Raw genomic sequence first — 17,112 nt, 5'->3', positions numbered from 1 at the left:
CGCAGCCTCGCGGGCTCGGCAGCGGCTGTAGGGATCGGGGATTATTGCTGATGGTGTAAGGGTTTTTTCCCGTTCGGGGTTTGTGCCCGACGCCGCACAAGGCCTAAGCTTTCGCCCCCTACGACTTTCGTCTAATCCGCCGTTTTTGCAGGAATTCCCATGTCCAGTCAGTTCCCCGAAGCACGTCCCCGCCGTCTGCGCCGCAATGCGAGCCTGCGCAACCTGTTCCAGGAAACCGAATTCAGCGTGAGCGACCTGGTGCTGCCGATATTCGTCGAGGAAGAAATCGACGATTTTGTGCCGATCAACAGCATGCCCGGGGTGATGCGTATCCCGGAGTCGAAACTGGCCGGCGAGATCGAGCGCTATGCGCGGGCCGGGATCAAATCGGTGATGACCTTCGGCGTGTCCCATCATCTGGACAGTAGCGGCAGCGACACCTGGAGCGACAACGGTCTGGTCTCGCGCATGTCGCGGATCGCCAAGGACGCGGTGCCGGAAATGATTGTGATGTCCGACACCTGTTTCTGCGAATACACCGACCATGGGCACTGCGGTGTGCTGCACAACCACGAAGTCGACAACGACCAGACCCTGATCAATCTGGGCAAGCAAGCCGTCGCCGCCGCCCGGGCCGGTGCTGACGTGATAGCCCCGTCGGCCGCCATGGACGGGCAGGTTCGGGCGATCCGCAAGGCACTTGATGAGGCCGGTTTCAATCAAATCCCGATCATGGCCTATTCGACCAAATTCGCCTCGGCGCTCTACGGCCCGTTTCGTGAAGCCGGCGGCAGTGCGCTCAAGGGCGACCGCAAAAGCTATCAGATGAACCCGATGAACCGCCGCGAAGCCGTCCGCGAATCGTTGCTGGACGAGCAGCAAGGCGCCGACGCCTTGATGGTCAAACCGGCCGGCGCGTACCTCGACATCATCCGCGACATCCGCGAAGTGTCGCGCCTGCCATTGGCGGCTTATCAGGTGAGTGGCGAGTACGCAATGATCAAGTTCGGTGCGCAAGCCGGAGCGATTGATGAGGATCGCGTGGTCCGCGAAAGCCTCGGCGCGATCAAACGCGCGGGCGCGGATCTGATTTTCACCTACTTCGCTATGGACCTGGCGTTGGCGGGAATTTAAGCCGCACGCTGACTCGGTAAAGCTTTCTGGATCATGTGAAAAACGGCCGAATCCCGTGTTGCCGGAAATACTGTTCGATCACTTTCGGATCGGAGCACGTCTCGGCAATCGCCACATAGGTGTCTGGACGCAACAGGTAAAAGCCGTTGCGCGCCAGGCCTGCCGCTTCGAACGCGGAGCGCCAGCCGAACACCTGCAAGAGCAAATGATGTTCAGCGCACCAGGCGATCATCTCTTCGCGGAAAAAGGCCTCGCAGCGGAGAAGCTGCGGGGCCTTTTCGGTAAGTGGCGCGGATCAGAAGTCGATGGTGCCCGACAGCTTCGCCACGCGCGGTTCGCCTTGGGTCAGGTAACCGCCCTGAGCCGATTCCCAGTATTTTTTGTTGGCGAGGTTTTCCACGCCGAAGCGCAGCGTCACATCTTTTTCCTGAACCTTGAAGGCATAACGAGCGCCGGCGTCAAAGCGGTTCCAGGTGGGCAGGCTGAGGTTGTTGGCGGCGTCGGCGTATTGCCCGCCGGTGCGCAACATGCGGCCATTCAACGCCACGCCTTGCAGGCCCGGCACATCCCAGTCGACGGAGGCGTTGAACTGGAAGGTCGGCACGCCGATCGCATCGTTGCCGTCATTGAGGCCACCGGCGGTGTTCTTCAGTTCGGTGTCGATCAGGGTCAGGCCGCTGATCAGGCGCAGGCCGCTGAGCGGTTCGCCGAAGACGTTGAGCTCGACGCCTTTGTTGACCTGTTCGCCTTCGCGCACGTAACGCGCGGTGGTGGCATCAATGATCTCGGTGTAGCCGTCACTCGGCTGCTCGATACGGAATACCCCGAGGCTCGCGCCGTAGGCGCCCATGTCGATCTTGACCCCGGCTTCAAGCTGCTTGGAACGCGCCGGTGCATACACTTCGTTGCCATTGACCACCACGCGGCTGAGCGCCGACGTAGGAGAGGTCGGCCCCTGCGCCAGACCTTCGATGCGGTTGGCATAGAACGACACGGTATCCCACGGTTTGTACACGATGCCGTAGACCGGCGTGGTGATCGCTTCATCGTAGGAGGAAGTACGACTGCCGGACCCCTCCGGCGCGTAACCATAACCTTGCACCACCAACTGCTGGCGACGCAGGCCGACGGTCACCAGCAGGCGATCATCGAAGAAACCGAGCGTGTCGGATACCGCAACGCTGCGATTGAACGTTTTGCCGACGATACCCGGATCGTTGAGGTCGCCGCCGGCGAAGTTACCGACCGGCGAAGGCGTGTCCACCGGGTGGTAGATGTTGTTCGAATAACGGGTCAGGTCGAAATCGTAGGCGCTGCGTTGTTCGGTCCAGATCCCGGCAAGGCCGAAATTGAGTTTATGGCTGACAGGGCCGGTGTTGAATTTGCCGTTGAGTCCGCCCATCACGCTTTTGTTGTCTTCGTCGTGAGGGATGAACGAGCCGGTCGTCACCGAACCGCCGTCATTACCCACTAGCGTCGTCGAGTTGTAGCGACCGACTTCGCGAGTGTGCTTGGCGCCGCCGGCAATGTAGGCGGTCCAGCTGTCGTTCAGGTCATATTCGGCGCGCAGCATGCCGAAGGTGTCTTCGATTTCAGTGAAACCCCATTTGGGCGCGTAGTTGGTGTCGGCCGATGGCGCATCCGGGATGTGCGTGGCGTTGCCGACGTTGACGCTGTTGCGACCGGCGTTGATCCGCTGTTTCTGGTAGGCGAAATCGCCGGACACGCGCAGGGCATCGCCGCGGTAGTCGAGGCCGAGGGCGAACAGTTTGGAACGCTGGTTTTCTTTGTCGATGGCAGTATCGCCTTCGCGTTGTGCGAGGTTGACCCGAGCGCCGAAACGGTTGTCTTCACCGAAGCGCTGGCCGAGATCCAGGTGTTGGCCGATTCGTCCTTCGTCGCTGATGTCGGTGGTAAAGCGGCGCAACGGCTCATCGCCGGCGCGCTTGGGTTGCAGGTTGACGCCACCGCCGATGCCGGAGCCGGTCGGCGTCACCCCGTTGATGAAAGCGTTGGGGCCTTTGAACACTTCCACGCGCTCGAGGGCGTCGGTGGAAATGATCTGTCGCGGTAGTACGCCGTACAGCCCGTTGTAGGAAATATCGTCGCCGTTCAATGGCAGGCCGCGGATCATGAAGACCTGTGCCTGGTTGGAGAAACCGCTGGCCTGACGCACCGAAGCATCGTTGAGCAGCACATCGGCGATGTCTTCGGCCTGTTGATCCTGAATCAGCTGCTCGGTGTAGGAGGCCATGCTGAACGGCACGTCCATGATGTCCTGGTTACCCAGCACACCCATCTGCCCGCCGCGCGCCACTTGACCACCGGCGAAGGGCGGCGGCAAGTCCGAGGCTGTCGGGGCTTGCGCATTGACGTTGACGTCGCCCAGCACCAGCGCCTTGTCGCCGTTGTTGGTGGTATCGGGCGCAGCGTGGACAGTCACGGACAACGAGCAGAGCAGGGCGAGAAGTGTCGGGCGAAAAGGAACGCCAATGCGGCCTGGAGTAATCATGTTTCGTACCTGCGGCACGCCGCTAGTGAGGTAAGAATGGCGGGCGCAGAGAACTCCTTGCGCAGATACGACTCCAGGCGCGAATGATAGTTTTTCTCAGTAACGTCGCGCAATGGATTTGTCGGATTGGTCTGTGGGAAATGTCTGGCGGGAACGGGGAGGGGCGGCGACAGTCATAGCCTGCGCCATGCCATTGATCGTATGGTGACCTCGCCTCAACGGTTTTGATGGAGCACCATGCAAGCCAATCGATTGATCATAAGCGTCGCTGCCCTGCTGATTCTGGCCGGTTGCGGCACTCAGCGCGTGCAGGAACCACCGGCGCGCAAGCCCGCCGAGGTCAAGGCGGAAATCATGCGCCTGCTGCCGGCGAAAACTGCCGACCGTCAAGGTTGGGCCACGGACATCTACGTCGCTTTTGCCACGCAGGATATTTACCCGTCAACGCAAAACCTGTGTTCGGTATTGGCTGTCACCGAGCAGGAATCGACCTTTCAGGTCGATCCACCAGTGCCGGGGCTGGGCAAGATCGCTCGCGAAGAGATCAACCGCCGGGCTGCGAAAGTGCACATCCCCAGCCTGTTGGTGAGCGGCGCGTTGCAAGTGCGTTCGAGCAATGGCAAAAGCTACAGCGAGCGCCTCAATGCTGCGCGCAGCGAAAAGGAACTCAGCGCCATTTTTGACGATTTCATCGGCATGGTGCCCATGGGGCGCACTTTGTTCGGTGGCTTCAACCCGGTGCACACCGGCGGCCCGATGCAGGTGAGCATCGACTTTGCCGAGGCGCAGTCGCGCGATTACCCGTACACGGTGGACGGCTCGATTCGACGTGAAGTGTTCAGCCGACGCGGCGGCATGTATTTCGGCATCGCGCATTTGCTTGGCTACCCAGTGAGCTATCAGCAACCGCTCTACCGTTTCGCCGATTTCAACGCCGGCTGGTACGCCAGTCGCAATGCGGCCTTTCAGAACGCGGTAAGCAGAGCTTCGGGCATACCCCTGGCGCTGGACGGCGATCTGGTTCGCTACGATTCAATCATGCCGGGCACTACCGAACTGGCGGTGCGAACCCTGGGCAAACAGTTGGGCATGCGCAATCCGACCCTCCGCGATCAACTGGAAAAAGGCAAAAGCCTGGAGTTTGAAGAGACTGAACTCTATGAACAGGTTTTCAAATTGGCCGAGCAAGCCGAAGGCCGAACGTTGCCGCGTGCGGTGCTGCCGGGGATCGTTCTGCAGAGCCCGAAAATCACGCGCAAGCTGACCACGGCGTGGTTTGCAAAACGGGTAGATGAGCGTTATCAGCGGTGCATGAAGCGGGCGGGGCGCTGATCAGATTATCTTCACCGCGCGGCCGATGGCCTGAATCGGGCCGGTTGGTTTGCCGGTCGGTGAGCCAGTGGGGTTTTCCAGCGTTAACTCGAATAGCTGATCCGCTTGCAGCGGCGGCAATTTGTCCAGCGGCACGGTAAGCGTTTGGCCGGGTTTGACCAGACCGAGCGAAACCGGTCCTTGCCAGTCCGTACCCTTGGTCCAGAACTCCAGTGCCTTGTCCGCCGGAACTTCAAACGCGCCCAGCGGGATCAGCTGGATTTCCCTCGAGTCGCTCGCCTGAATCACCCAGCCCGGGGCCTTGTCCTGCGGCGCGACCAGCACCACAAGGTACGTCGGTTTGACCGTGGTCTGCGTCAACATCAGAGCACCCAGCAACAAAGTCGCGGCCAGACCCGCACCGGCGAGTCCTCGCCAAAGCGGTAGCAGATTCCACCAGGATGGAGAAGCTACGGTCGCGGCTGCCGGTGCACGGTTGAAACCGTGCACGCTGCGCTCGATACGCTGCCAGAGGTGAGGTGAGGGTGTCTGCGGCTCGGCCAGTTCGGTCAGGCCGAGCAAGCGCCGCTCCCAGGTGTCGACGGCGCTGCGCAATCGGCTGTCGTCGGCAAGGCGCTGTTGCACCTCGATACGCCGTTGCGCCGAGAGCGTGCCCAATACGTATTCGCTGGCGAGTTCGTCGAGTTCTTCCGGTGTTTCATTCGTCGGTCCGGTAATCATCCCATGCACTCCCGCAATGCCGTCAGGCTCCGCTTGATCCAGGCTTTGACGGTGCCCAGCGGGGTGCCGAGTTTGTCTGCAATCTCGGCGTGGGAATAACCGTCGACGTAGGCATGCACAATGCAGCTGCGTCGCGCCGGTTCCAGTTGCTCCAGACACCCATGAATGCGTGAAGAATGCACCTGGGCATCAAAGCTTTCCGTGTGATCCTGCTCATGCTCGGCAACCTCGCCATATACCTCGCGGCTGTTGTCGCGCAGAAAATTAAGCGCCAGGTGCCGGGTCACGGTGAACATCCAGCCGCGCGCCGATCCCCGTGACGGGTCAAAACGTGCGGCGCCTGCCCAGATTTTCAGGAAGGCGTCGTGCACGATGTCTTCGGCCAGCGCCGTGTCGCGCACCAGACGCTTGGCCACTCCCAACAAGCGTGGGCTCTCTTGCACATACAAATCCCGCAAGGCCTGGCGCTCCCCGCGTGCGCAAGCTGCCAAACGGTCTTCGTAATCAAAGTTTGATTCAGGCAAGGACACAGAGCTCAGCCGTCAGAAATGGATACCCATGCAATCTAGCAAACAATTCCGTAAATGTCGGAGCGAAGGTGTGTGTCAGCCGATACGCGCACGGCTGACACAACACCTCATGGCATCAAGACTGCGACCAGAAAATATAGTCAGCCTGATACTTCACCACTTCTTGCTTGCCCTTGTTGGCCGCCGTGCACTCGGCACTTGGCGCCACGCCGCCCTTGAGCGCGACGCGCTGGATGTAACTCACGCCGGTCATCGCGCCTTTGCCTTCGGCAGGATTGGCCTTGACCAACTGATACGGCAGATTGCCGGCGCTCGACGGCGCCACGGCCAGTTGCGTGCCGGTCACTTTCGAACCGTCTTTGGCCTGCCATGTGGCGGGCGGGCCGAAGTAGGTGCCAACCTGTTTGCCGCTGCGATCATTGAGCACTGCTTTGGGACCGACAAATACCCATTCGGTCTGGCCGGCCGCGTTCGCCTTGTCACGGCATTCGTAAGTGATTTCGCCGACGCCGGTGGTTTCCATCGAGACTTTGTGGCCATCGGGCACTTTGATGGTGTCGGGCAGGCTGGTCTGGGCGTAGGCTGCCGGGATGGCGGCAAACAGACCGGCGAGGCAAATCAGTTGTCTGGCGTTCATGATGTTTTCTCCGAAAGTGGGTAACCCGCTCGGCAGCATCAGGGGCTGCTACTGGTACTACCCGTCGGATCGCGATTTGGATGCAGTGCGAAAAAAAGAAATTTTTCGGCAGGCCCACAGTCAGCTGCTACAACGTCAGGATCGTCATTGGAGGTGTTTATGTACCAACTTTATGGGCACCAGAATTCCGGCGCCGCCGCGATTGAAGCCGCACTTGAGCTGTGTGAGATTCCTTATCGCTTCATCGACGTCGAATCATCTCCAGAATCGGCGACAGCGCTGGAAAAGCTCAATCCGCTCAAGCAGATTCCGACGCTGCAATTGCCTGACGGCAGCATTCTCACCGAGAGCGCGGCGATCCTGATTCACCTTGGCCTGGCGTTCCCAAAATCAGATTTGCTGCCCAAAGAGCCTATGGAGCGCGATCAGGCGATTCGTGGGCTGGCCTTTATCGTCAGCAATTGCTACGCCGCCATCGGCGTCATCGATTACCCGGAGCGCTGGCTGGCCGAAGCGGATCAGGCGTCCATGGATAATTTGATGGCTGGCGCGCGCACTCGATTGCACTGGAGTTGGGAGGTGTTTGCCGATCAGTTTTCGGGCGAGTTGTATTTGGGCGATGAGACGCCGGGCGCGCTGGACGTGTTGGCGGCGGTGGTCAGCCGGTGGGCGGGGAGTCGGGAGCATTTGCGCAATGCGCGGCCGGGGTTTTTCGCCTGGCTGGAGCGAATCGACCGGCACCCGACCCTGGCACCGGTGTTTGCGCGGCATTGGCCGGTTTAATTCAGCCAACTATGGCTATGTCTGGGTACTTAATGCCGGGTACATATCCATTTCTGCGGTAATGGCTTCAATTTGGTTCGCTTTTACAGCGAGTCACTTGGGGCCGGGCCGCGTAGGCTTCTCCAAGTGACCCGCTGTAAGAGCGGAACCCATAGCAGCCATCACCGTAAAACCGGATATGTACACCGACAAATCCACTGCAGCCTGACAGAAAGCCATCTCGAGCAAGCCTCGCTCAGGTGATCGCATATCAAGTGCAGGAGCGCTTGCTCATGTAAGCGGCAGGTCAGTCAACATCGTAATCGACCAATCGACCAATCGACCAATCGACCAATCGACCAATCGACCAATCAACCACCTACGCAATCAAGCCGTCCTCCCGCTATTCACCCCGAATATATTGCTCCAGCTGCTGAATCAACTCAGCCTGCTCGGCAATCGCTTCCTTGACCAAATCGCCAATCGACAGCAAGCCGATCAGCTTCCCATTCTCCACCACCGGCAAGTGCCGCAGGCGTTTGTCGGACATGATGCTCAGGCAGGTGTCGACGGTTTGGTGGGTGTCTACCGTGATCACTGGCGAGACCATGATGTCGCGCACCGGCGTGCCCACCGAAGAGCGGCCATGCAGCACCAGCTTGCGGGCGTAATCGCGCTCGCTGATGATTCCCAACACCTCTTCATTTTCAACCACCAGCAAAGCGCCGACATTTTTCTCGGCCATCTTCATCAGCGCTTCGAGCACCATGTGATCGGGTTTGATCTGGTGCACTTCCTGATTTTTTTGATCTTTCAACTTGAGCAGTTGGGCGACGGTTTTCATGGTGGTTACTCTGGTGTTGTCGTTGTTCCTGAAGAATCGTAGACGCTGGCCCGCAGAGCAAGGCGCAAAGCGGCAGATAATGCGCAAAAAACGTCATTTACCGTTTTTTCAACGCAAATTGCAGGAGCCAGCCTGCTGGCGATGACGGCGACCAATGAAAATCAGTCCGACTGAACACCGCGTCACCACACGCCAATGCCCTCATCAATAGCATTCATGTCGCAATACGCAGTCTCTCCCACGATGACAGGTACAATCACCGCCTGATTCAAACTCGAGGTTGCAGTGGTGGATTTACAGCGGGGCTTCGTCCTGACGCGGCATTGGCGTGATACCCCGGCCGGCACCGAAGTCGAATTCTGGCTGGCGACCGACAACGGTGCCCAACGGGTTCGTCTGCCGCATCAGCCGTCGGTGGCGTTTATTCCGGCGGTTCAGCGCGAACAGGCTGAACTGCTGTTACGAGGTGAAAAAAACGTCGAACTGCGCCCGTTGGCTTTGCAGGATTTCGAGCATCGCCCGGTGCTCGGTCTTTATTGCCAGCAGCACGGCCAGTTGATGCGCCTGGAAACGGCGCTGCGCAAGGCCGGCGTCGAAGTCTTCGAAGCCGACGTGCGCCCGCCGGAACGCTACATGATGGAGCGGTTCATCACTGCGCCGGTGATCTTAGGCGGCACGCCCGATGCCGACGGCCTGCTGCGTGACGCGCAGATGAAGCCCGATCCAGATTACCGCCCGGCGCTGAAACTGGTGTCTCTGGACATCGAAACCACCGCGCGCGGCGAGTTGTATTGCATTGGCCTGGAAGGCTGCGGCGAGCGTCAGGTGTATATGCTCGGGCCGCCCAACGGTGATGACAGCGCCGTGGACTTCCAGCTCGAATACTGCGACTCCCGCACCGTCTTGCTGAAAAAGCTCAACGAATGGTTCGCCCGCTTTGATCCCGACGCGATCATCGGCTGGAATGTCGTGCAATTCGATCTGCGCGTGCTTCACGAGCACGCGCGACGCCTGGGTGTGCCGCTGAAACTGGGGCGCGGCGGTGAGGAAATGCAGTGGCGCGAACACGGCAGCGGCAATCATTACTTCGCCTCGGCGGCGGGGCGGCTGATCATCGACGGCATCGAAGCCCTGCGCTCGGCGACCTGGAGCTTTGCGTCCTTCAGCCTGGAAAATGTTGCGCAAACCCTCCTTGGCGAAGGCAAGGCGATCAACAATCCGTATCAGCGCATGGACGAAATCAACCGCATGTTCGCCGAGGACAAACCGGCGCTGGCCAAGTACAACCTCAGGGACTGCGAGCTGGTCACGCAGATTTTCGCCAGGACCGAGTTGCTGACCTTTCTGCTGGAACGCGCCAGTGTCACCGGTTTGCCGGCGGACCGCAGCGGCGGATCGGTGGCAGCGTTCACGCATTTGTACATGCCGCTGATGCACCGGCAGGGGTTCGTAGCGCCCAATCTTGGCAGCAAACCCGCTGAAGCAAGCCCGGGTGGTTTTGTCATGGACTCGCAGCCGGGCCTCTACGAATCGGTCTTGGTGCTCGATTACAAGAGCCTTTATCCGTCGATTATCCGCACCTTTCTGATCGACCCAGTGGGCCTGATCGAAGGCCTCAAGCATCCCGCTGACGATGAGTCGGTTGCAGGCTTTCGTGGCGCACGCTTCTCCCGCAGCCGACATTGTCTGCCCGCCATCGTTGCGCGGGTTGCCGAAGGTCGCGAAACCGCCAAGCGCGAGCATAACGCACCGCTGTCCCAGGCGTTGAAGATCATCATGAATGCCTTTTACGGCGTGCTCGGCTCCAGTGGCTGCCGGTTCTTCGATACACGGCTGGCGTCTTCGATCACCCTGCGCGGCCACGAAATCATGCTGCGCACCCGCCAATTGATCGAAGCCCAGGGCCACACGGTGATCTACGGCGATACCGACTCGACGTTCGTCTGGCTGCGTCGTGCCCACGGGCAGGAAGAGGCCGCGCAGATCGGCCGCGCGCTGGTGGACCACGTCAACCAATGGTGGCGTGAACATGTGCAGCAGGAATACGGGCTGGACAGTGCGCTGGAGCTGCAATTCGAGACCCACTACAAACGCTTTCTGATGCCGACCATTCGTGGCGCCGAGGAGGGCAGCAAAAAGCGCTACGCCGGGCTGGTCACCCGCGCCGACGGCAGCGATGAAATGGTCTACAAAGGTCTGGAGACGGTGCGCACAGACTGGTCACCGCTCGCCCGGCAATTTCAACAGGAACTGTATTTGCGCATCTTTCAGCGCAAGTCGTATCAGGATTACGTGCGCGATTACGTGCGCCAGACGCTCGCGGGGGCGTTCGATGATCGTTTGATTTACCGTAAGCGCCTGCGCCGCGCCCTCGACGATTACCAACGCAATGTGCCGCCCCACGTGCGCGCTGCGCGTCTGGCCGACGAGTTCAATGACCGCCAGGGCCGACCCCGGCAGTATCAGAACGGCGGCTGGATCAGTTACGTGATCACCGTGGCCGGGCCAGAACCGCTGGAAATCCGCACGGCGCCGATCGATTACGATCATTACGTGACGCGGCAATTACAGCCGGTAGCGGACGCGATTCTGCCGTTCGTGGACGACGACTTCTCAACCCTGATTGGGGGGCAACTGGGCCTTTTTTAAGTCCAGCAGTGACAACGTCCAGTCGTCAGGGATGCTGTGGAAATACTGTTTGAGCGCTTGCTTGAACAGCGCAGGATCGGCGGCGACTTGCGCGAACAGCGTCATTGAAGAGCGAAATTTCAGGTCGTCGGGATGACCGAAAATATCAGCGGCGGACCGTTGTTTGACGTTCAATACCAACTGCGTGCAGGCGCGCAGACGCTTTCCGAGCAGTGGGTGTTCGAGGTAGGCCACTGCTTCGTCGGCCGACTGGATGGCAAAATAGCGCGACATCTCGCTGCCGCCAAGCCCGGCCAGTTGCGGAAAGATGAACCACATCCAGTGCCGGCGTTTTTCTCCGGCTTTGAGTTCTTCCTCGACTTTGCCGAACACCGGGTCCTGCGCATGGATAAAGCGCTGCAGATTGAAAAAATCTTGTAGATCGGTGCTTCTCATGCAGAAGCCCTCTGACATAACGGCATTGGCTCAGACCATGGCCAGGCGCTGTTTGGTTTGCGGCGCACGAAATGCCTGGTCCAGCGCCTCCAGGTCCCCGGGTTGAAGTTGTAATTGTGCCGCTTGTGCATTTAGACGCACATGTTCCGGCCGAACGGCTTTAGGAATGGCGATGACGCCTTCCTGCCGCAGAATCCACGCCAGCGCTACTTGCGCGGGGGTTGCGTCGTGTCGGGTGGCGATATTTTTCAGTGTCGCGTGAGCGAGCATCTGGCCGCCCTGGCCGATGGGACAATACGCCATGAGCGGCATTTGCTGATTCTGCTGCCACGGCAGCAGGTCGAATTCGATGCCACGTTCTTCGAGGTTGTAGAGAACCTGATTGGTCGCGCAGGCCGGATTGGCCAGTTCCTGCAGGTCATCGACGTCAAAATTGGACACGCCCCAGCGGCCGATCTTGCCTTCATCGCGCAAGCGTTCGAACGCCTCGACCGTTTCTTCAAGGGGATACTGGCCGCGCCAGTGCAGGAGGTACAAATCGATGTATTCGGTGCCGAGCCGTCGCAAGCTGCGCTCGCAGGCCTGCGGTATGCCATTGCGGCTGGCGTTGTGCGGATAAACCTTGCTGACCAGAAAGACCTTGTCGCGTTGACCACTGATGGCTTCGCCGACCACTTCCTCGGCGCCGCCCTCTGCGTACATTTCAGCGCTGTCGATCAGCGTCATGCCCAGCTCGATGCCTTGGCGCAGCGCCGCGATTTCGTCTTTGCGCCGTGAGTCGTCTTCGCCCATGCGCCAGGTGCCTTGGCCGATGACCGGCACATGGACGCCGGCCAGTTCGAGGGTTCGCATCAAAACCTCCTAGCAGGAAACCGATTGATACTACGATGGGCAGCAAAATCGCCCGGTGGTTCCCTTGCAGAAGCGCCAGCGCCCCCGACCGGCGCACCCCCGATCAAGATAGTTGCGCAGCCCGTAGCAGCTGCCGAGCCCGCGAGGCTGCGTCCGGCTGCGCAGCAGTCGTAACTTCTGCACGCGAGGTTTCACTGCCACACCGCGTTGTGGGTTTGGCGACTGCTTCGCAGCCGGACGCAGCCTCGCGGGCTCGGCAGCTGCTACAGGTGTGCGCGTTTAGACAGGTGTGCGCGTTTAGAGGGTCGAGAATTTCAACACGGTGGATTGTGTGTAGGTTTTGCCCGGGTCCAGGCGTGTAGACGGGAAGTCCGGCTGATTCGGCGAGTCGGGATAGTGTTGGGTTTCCAGAGTGAAGGCGCTCCAGTGGGCGTAGGTTTTGCCCGCCTTGCCCTTGACCGAACCGTCGAGGAAGTTGCTGGTGTAGAACTGCACGCCGGGCTCGGTGGTGTACAGCTGCAAGCGCCGACCGGATTGCGGGTCGCTGACATCTGCGGCGAGTTTGCCAATGTCACCCTTGGCGTCCAGCACCCAGTTGAAGTCGAAACCACCCTGTTTCGGTTCGGCAAATTTCAGCTGCGGGTGATCGGCCTTGATGTGTGTGCCGATCGCCGTGGGTTTAGTGAAATCCATCGGCGTGCCGGCTACCGGTGCCAGTTCACCGGTAGGAATCAGTTTGCCGGTGACGGGCGTGTAACGGCTGGCGTGCAAGGTCGCGACCTGCTGCAGAACATCGCCGTTGCCCGCGCCTGCCAGGTTGAAGTAACTGTGATTGGTCAGGTTCAGCACCGTCGGTTTGTCGGTAGATGCCTTGTAATCGATGCGCAGCTCGTTGTTCTCGGTCAGGCTGTACGTGACCTCGGTTTTCAGATTGCCAGGGAAGCCCATTTGCCCGTCCGCCGACAGGTACGTCAGGGTCACGCCAACTGAATCCTTATCCTTGGCGGGCTCCGCCTTCCAGACATGTTTGTCAAACCCCTGAGCGCCACCGTGCAATGAATTGGTGCCGTCGTTGAGAGGCACCTGATAACGCTTGCCGTCCAGTTCAAACGCGCCATTGGCCAGGCGATTGCCGAAGCGTCCGATGGTAGCGCCGAAGAACGCGGTGCCGGCCTGATAGCCGTGCACATCATCGAATCCAAGCACCACGTCTTCGATTTTGCCGTGTTTGTCCGGCACTTTCAGCGACTGCAAAATGCCGCCGTAGGTGATGACGGTGGCCTCCATCCCGTGGTTGTTACGCAGGATGTATTGCTCGACCGGCGTGCCGTCATCGGTTTTGCCGAAAACTTTATGTTCGCTGGTCAGGCCGTTGGCCTGGGTGGAGAGAGTGGCAATCATCAGGGACAATCCTAAGCCGTAAAGCGAGGGACGAAATATAAGCATGCTGACCATCCTTTTTGTTTTTGTGATTTATTAGTCATACCAATGATCTGTGGTTTTGATCACGGCTTAGATATATAGCCTATTGAGCTTGGTTTTCAATTATAAAGTATGACTAATTAGCGGCAGGTCACAGGCGAGTCGCGTTATGGACCGTCGGTACTGCACTTTTTCATCTTTCACGGCTCTATCCTTGGCCAGCCCGCGGCGATCCCCACCGCCGGCCCATGCCAAGTTCATAATCCATGGTTCGAGTTTCACCCCTCATTTCTGCGCATCTACGCCGCCTCAGCTTGCTGTTCGTCGTCCTGTCGACGTTGTTAACGGCCGGCTGCAGCCACCGCGACGGCCAGGGCATCATCACTCAGTTCCGCGAAGGTAAACCCCAGGAGTTCCTGCAAACCAGCGTTGACCGCATGGCGACCCTGGCGATGCGCGATAACCTGGACAGCCTGTATTTGCTGATGAGCAAGCTGTACCTGCGCAATCCGCAGGAGTTGAAAAAATCCGGTTTTCTCGACGCGCGCACGGCGGAAAAGCAGGTGCGCATGGCCATCGAACAGCAACAGCCGCTGCCGACGCTGGGCGGCAAAAAGGACCTGGCGGCGCTGAGTTTTGCCATGAGTCCGGAGTTTCTGGGCGACCGGGTAGGCGCGTTCATCTATGCCATCGGTAGCATGCTCGTCACGGCCCATGGCAATCGTGTCGAGTTCTACATGACTGATGCGATCAACCCGACGTTCGTCAACAACGCTGCGCGCAACATCGAAAAAGCCACTTGGATTCTCAGCCAACGGCAGAACAAGCAGGGTGAACCGTTGTTGTTTTCCAATGAGATTTCGGAGGAGGGCAGCAACCTGAGTTTTGCGGTGGAGTTCGGCAAGATCGTGTCGCGCCTGGATTTGCTGACGCAGATGCTGGATGAGCGTTATCGGCGGATCGGCTTGAATTACGCGCAGAGTTTGTTGTTTTTGAATTTTTTGCCGGTGCAGTGAGGGGGCTTGCTTGAGTCTTCGTCGGTATTGCACGCCTTGCTTTGCTGATGTCTTCAGTCGCCGTAGGAGGGAAGCTTCTCGCGAAGGCGGACTTCTGATTTTGCTGGATTCTTGAGGGTGTAACCGGTCCCCTGTAGGAGCTGGCTTGCCTGCGATGGCTATGTCTTGGGCGGTTAGATTTTTGCTGGTGTACATATCCGTTATTGCGGTCAGGGCTGCTATCGGTTTCGCCCTTACGGCGAGTCACTTGGAAATGCCTACGCGGCCCGGCCCCAAGTAACCAAGTGCTCTTGCCCCTGACGTACGGTGGCTCGCTAGTGCTCGCCATGCCTTCGCTCCGGTCCTGCTCCGTGGGCCCGGCGCGATCGGCCATCCTTGGCCGTGCGCGCCTAACCCGGCATCCTTGCCGGGTTGCCCACTGCGCAGAACCTCCACTCAGCCTCCCGAGGGGGCGCTAACCGCCACAGCCGCCGAGGCGGCCTGATAGCCGACCTGGCTGCGCATATTACGTTGCGCCGTATGCTGATCGTTCCCGCGCTCTGCGTGGGAATGCAACCCGTGACGCTCTGCGTCACAGCAGCGCACGGCTGCACTCTTGCGTCGACTTCGGAACGCGGAGCGTCCCGGGCGGCATTCCCACGCGGAATGGGAACGATCAGCAGTGGAGCGGGCATCTGGGACTTTGCTTTGCTTTGCTTTGCTTTGCTTTGCTTTGCTTTGCTTTGCTTTGCTTTGCTTTGCTTTGCTTTGCTTTGCTTTGCTTTGCTTTGCTTTGCTTTGCTTTGCTTTGCTTTGCTTTGCTTTGCTTTGCTTTAGATCTTGATCTTGATCCACCTGCCCCTTTCCCAGAGGCCGAACGCAGGTGTTGCGCAGGGGCACCGCGGCAAGGATGCCGCGGTAGTCGCCCCCGGCCATGGATGGCCGATGGCGACGGGCCCCCGGAGCAATGCCGGAGTGAGGGCATGCCGAGCCAGAGCGAGGCACCGAATGGCGGGGCGAGAGCCTTTTGGTTACTTTGGGGCTCTTTTCCAAAGTGACTCGCCGTAAGGGCGAAACCAATACCAGCCCCAACCGCAGCAACGGATATGTACACCCCTCAAAACAAAAGTCGCCTGACGCACCGCCATCGTCGGAACGCCGCCCGGAGCAAGCCCGCCCCGAACAGCTTCCCGCGCCAAACCAAACCAGCAAACGCCGCAGCAACAAACGACTACCTCACCATCAGAGCAGCGGAATAACGATAGTCCCCATCGTTCTAAAGAGTTATAAGAAAAATCGCTATGCTGCGGGCCAGTTTTTCCCCGCAGTCTGAGTGGATGTCTTGATGGATTTGGTGAACGTCGGGTTGGTCGTGGCAGGGCTGGTGGTGGGCTTCATCGTCGGCATGACGGGCGTGGGCGGCGGTTCGCTGATGACGCCTATTTTGCTGTGGTTCGGTATCAACCCGGCGACGGCCGTCGGCACCGACTTGCTGTACGCCGCCATCACCAAATCCAGCGGCGTTCTGGTTCACCGCAAAAACAAGAATATCGACTGGGCGATCACCGGTTGGCTGACCCTTGGCAGCGTGCCAGCGGTGGCGATGACGTTGTGGTTCCTGAGCACGCTGCACACGTCGCCCGATGCGATGAACGCCGTGATCAAGCAGGCCTTGGGCTTCGTTCTGTTCGCGACCGCCCTGGCGATTTTCTTCAAGAAACGCCTTCTGGACTTCGCCCACAAGCGTGCGGGTGGCCATTACAACCCGAGCGGTTCGCGCCTCAACGTGCTCACGGTGATCACCGGTCTTGTGCTGGGCACCATGGTTGCGTTGACCTCGATCGGCGCCGGCGCACTGGGCACCGTGGCGTTGTTCATCCTCTATCCGCTGCTGCCAACGCGCCGCCTGGTCGGTACGGAAATCGCCCACGCGGTGCCACTGACCCTGGTCGCCGGTCTTGGCCATGCCAGCATGGGCAACATGGACTGGCACGTGTTGGGCTATCTGCTGATCGGCTCGCTGCCGGGCATTTATCTCGGCAGCCACCTGACCGGCCGCATCTCCGATGAAGTGTTACGCCCCTGCCTGGCAACGATGCTGGTGTTGATCGGCTATAAGCTAGCGTTCTGATCTTTATTAGCTTTCAATCCCGGCGCTGGTCGTCGATAAAGCGATGAAGGGCGAGCGATGAGTTGCGCCCGGTCGGTTGCGCAATGAGCGCGCTGACCTAAGCTTTTATCCAGGCGAGACACAATTGCGCTGCGTCACCCGGAACAATCACCGCGAT

15 protein-coding genes and 1 pseudogene are annotated in these 17,112 nt (G+C 59.5%); 6 read left to right on the top strand and 10 right to left on the bottom strand.

What is annotated here, in order from left to right; translation table 11 throughout:
• The first annotated feature begins 159 nt into the window (after nucleotides 1–159).
• Complete coding sequence (gene hemB / locus ACYZTS_RS24985) at nucleotides 160–1,134, top strand: porphobilinogen synthase (RefSeq protein WP_461992825.1); 975 nt, start codon at nucleotides 160–162, stop codon at nucleotides 1,132–1,134.
• Nucleotides 1,135–1,165: 31 nt separating this feature from the next.
• Here the strand turns inward: hemB and ACYZTS_RS24980 are convergent.
• Together ACYZTS_RS24980 and ACYZTS_RS24975 are read right to left on the bottom strand one after the other, a co-directional pair.
• Nucleotides 1,166–1,372: pseudogene (locus ACYZTS_RS24980) on the bottom strand (FAD-dependent oxidoreductase); the annotation flags it as partial.
• Nucleotides 1,373–1,429: 57 nt separating this feature from the next.
• Nucleotides 1,430–3,646, bottom strand: a complete 2,217-nt coding sequence (locus tag ACYZTS_RS24975; RefSeq protein ID WP_461992823.1) for a TonB-dependent receptor — start codon at nucleotides 3,644–3,646, stop codon at nucleotides 1,430–1,432.
• Nucleotides 3,647–3,883: 237 nt separating this feature from the next.
• Here ACYZTS_RS24975 and ACYZTS_RS24970 point away from each other — a divergent pair, with 237 nt between their 5' ends.
• Complete coding sequence (locus tag ACYZTS_RS24970) at nucleotides 3,884–4,978, top strand: DUF1615 domain-containing protein (RefSeq protein WP_028624706.1); 1,095 nt, start codon at nucleotides 3,884–3,886, stop codon at nucleotides 4,976–4,978.
• Here the strand turns inward: ACYZTS_RS24970 and ACYZTS_RS24965 are convergent, their stop codons facing one another.
• The 3 genes from ACYZTS_RS24965 to ACYZTS_RS24955 form a co-directional block, all read right to left on the bottom strand.
• Nucleotides 4,979–5,698 carry an anti-sigma factor gene (locus tag ACYZTS_RS24965; RefSeq protein ID WP_461992821.1) on the bottom strand — a complete coding sequence of 240 codons (720 nt, stop codon included), beginning with the start codon at nucleotides 5,696–5,698 and terminating at the stop codon, nucleotides 4,979–4,981.
• Nucleotides 5,695–6,228, bottom strand: coding sequence for a sigma-70 family RNA polymerase sigma factor (locus tag ACYZTS_RS24960; RefSeq protein WP_461992819.1), 534 nt, complete (start codon nucleotides 6,226–6,228; stop codon nucleotides 5,695–5,697). The genes ACYZTS_RS24965 and ACYZTS_RS24960 overlap by 4 nt, the downstream gene beginning before the upstream one ends.
• A gap of 115 nt (nucleotides 6,229–6,343) precedes the next feature.
• Nucleotides 6,344–6,865 carry a DUF3455 domain-containing protein gene (locus ACYZTS_RS24955; protein ID WP_028624709.1) on the bottom strand — a complete coding sequence of 174 codons (522 nt, stop codon included), beginning with the start codon at nucleotides 6,863–6,865 and terminating at the stop codon, nucleotides 6,344–6,346.
• Nucleotides 6,866–7,024: 159 nt separating this feature from the next.
• On the opposite strand from ACYZTS_RS24955, the gene ACYZTS_RS24950 reads away from it, so the two are divergent.
• A complete protein-coding gene (locus tag ACYZTS_RS24950; RefSeq protein ID WP_461992817.1) occupies nucleotides 7,025–7,648 on the top strand; it encodes a glutathione S-transferase in 624 nt (207 codons plus the stop codon).
• A gap of 382 nt (nucleotides 7,649–8,030) precedes the next feature.
• Here ACYZTS_RS24950 and ACYZTS_RS24945 read toward each other — a convergent pair whose 3' ends face one another.
• Nucleotides 8,031–8,471 (bottom strand): CBS domain-containing protein, encoded by a 441-nt coding sequence (locus ACYZTS_RS24945; protein ID WP_028624712.1) that lies wholly within the window; start codon nucleotides 8,469–8,471, stop codon nucleotides 8,031–8,033.
• Between the two features lie 288 nt (nucleotides 8,472–8,759).
• Here ACYZTS_RS24945 and ACYZTS_RS24940 point away from each other — a divergent pair, with 288 nt between their 5' ends.
• Nucleotides 8,760–11,120, top strand: coding sequence for a DNA polymerase II (locus ACYZTS_RS24940; RefSeq protein WP_461992814.1), 2,361 nt, complete (start codon nucleotides 8,760–8,762; stop codon nucleotides 11,118–11,120).
• Here the strand turns inward: ACYZTS_RS24940 and ACYZTS_RS24935 are convergent.
• The 3 genes from ACYZTS_RS24935 to ACYZTS_RS24925 form a co-directional block, all read right to left on the bottom strand.
• Nucleotides 11,085–11,555 carry a DUF1810 domain-containing protein gene (locus ACYZTS_RS24935; protein ID WP_461992813.1) on the bottom strand — a complete coding sequence of 157 codons (471 nt, stop codon included), beginning with the start codon at nucleotides 11,553–11,555 and terminating at the stop codon, nucleotides 11,085–11,087. The two genes, ACYZTS_RS24940 and ACYZTS_RS24935, sit on opposite strands and share 36 nt — an antisense overlap.
• A gap of 30 nt (nucleotides 11,556–11,585) precedes the next feature.
• On the bottom strand, nucleotides 11,586–12,407 hold the full coding sequence (locus ACYZTS_RS24930) for an aldo/keto reductase (protein WP_461992811.1): 822 nt from the start codon (nucleotides 12,405–12,407) through the stop codon (nucleotides 11,586–11,588).
• A gap of 297 nt (nucleotides 12,408–12,704) precedes the next feature.
• Nucleotides 12,705–13,853 carry an aldose epimerase family protein gene (locus tag ACYZTS_RS24925; protein WP_461992809.1) on the bottom strand — a complete coding sequence of 383 codons (1,149 nt, stop codon included), beginning with the start codon at nucleotides 13,851–13,853 and terminating at the stop codon, nucleotides 12,705–12,707.
• Nucleotides 13,854–14,095: 242 nt separating this feature from the next.
• On the opposite strand from ACYZTS_RS24925, the gene ACYZTS_RS24920 reads away from it, so the two are divergent.
• Nucleotides 14,096–14,845 (top strand): hypothetical protein, encoded by a 750-nt coding sequence (locus tag ACYZTS_RS24920; RefSeq protein WP_461992807.1) that lies wholly within the window; start codon nucleotides 14,096–14,098, stop codon nucleotides 14,843–14,845.
• 435 nt (nucleotides 14,846–15,280) lie between these two features.
• Here ACYZTS_RS24920 and ACYZTS_RS24915 read toward each other — a convergent pair whose 3' ends face one another.
• On the bottom strand, nucleotides 15,281–15,679 hold the full coding sequence (locus tag ACYZTS_RS24915) for a hypothetical protein (protein WP_461992805.1): 399 nt from the start codon (nucleotides 15,677–15,679) through the stop codon (nucleotides 15,281–15,283).
• Nucleotides 15,680–16,169: 490 nt separating this feature from the next.
• Here ACYZTS_RS24915 and ACYZTS_RS24910 point away from each other — a divergent pair, with 490 nt between their 5' ends.
• Nucleotides 16,170–16,955: a sulfite exporter TauE/SafE family protein gene (locus ACYZTS_RS24910; protein WP_461992803.1), complete on the top strand. Its 786-nt coding sequence runs from the start codon at nucleotides 16,170–16,172 to the stop codon at nucleotides 16,953–16,955.
• The last annotated feature ends 157 nt before the right edge of the window (nucleotides 16,956–17,112 follow it).

It is taken from the genome of Pseudomonas sp. TMB3-21 (assembly GCF_054898145.1).
The sequence above is the reverse complement of the archived record's forward strand: the minus strand, read 5'-3'. Positions and strand labels throughout refer to the sequence as shown.

Bases quoted from the DNA above. Each gene is read 5' to 3' on its own strand.
- ACYZTS_RS24920 (WP_461992807.1), top strand. From the start codon at position 14,096: ATGGTTCGAGTTTCACCCCTCATTTCTGCGCATCTACGCCGCCTCAGC.
- ACYZTS_RS24945 (WP_028624712.1), bottom strand. From the start codon at position 8,471: ATGAAAACCGTCGCCCAACTGCTCAAGTTGAAAGATCAAAAAAATCAG.
- ACYZTS_RS24910 (WP_461992803.1), top strand. From the start codon at position 16,170: ATGGATTTGGTGAACGTCGGGTTGGTCGTGGCAGGGCTGGTGGTGGGC.
- ACYZTS_RS24950 (WP_461992817.1), top strand. From the start codon at position 7,025: ATGTACCAACTTTATGGGCACCAGAATTCCGGCGCCGCCGCGATTGAA.
- ACYZTS_RS24955 (WP_028624709.1), bottom strand. From the start codon at position 6,865: ATGAACGCCAGACAACTGATTTGCCTCGCCGGTCTGTTTGCCGCCATC.
- ACYZTS_RS24965 (WP_461992821.1), bottom strand. From the start codon at position 5,698: ATGATTACCGGACCGACGAATGAAACACCGGAAGAACTCGACGAACTC.
- ACYZTS_RS24975 (WP_461992823.1), bottom strand. From the start codon at position 3,646: ATGATTACTCCAGGCCGCATTGGCGTTCCTTTTCGCCCGACACTTCTC.
- ACYZTS_RS24935 (WP_461992813.1), bottom strand. From the start codon at position 11,555: ATGAGAAGCACCGATCTACAAGATTTTTTCAATCTGCAGCGCTTTATC.
- ACYZTS_RS24930 (WP_461992811.1), bottom strand. From the start codon at position 12,407: ATGCGAACCCTCGAACTGGCCGGCGTCCATGTGCCGGTCATCGGCCAA.
- hemB (WP_461992825.1), top strand. From the start codon at position 160: ATGTCCAGTCAGTTCCCCGAAGCACGTCCCCGCCGTCTGCGCCGCAAT.
- ACYZTS_RS24970 (WP_028624706.1), top strand. From the start codon at position 3,884: ATGCAAGCCAATCGATTGATCATAAGCGTCGCTGCCCTGCTGATTCTG.
- ACYZTS_RS24925 (WP_461992809.1), bottom strand. From the start codon at position 13,853: ATGCTTATATTTCGTCCCTCGCTTTACGGCTTAGGATTGTCCCTGATG.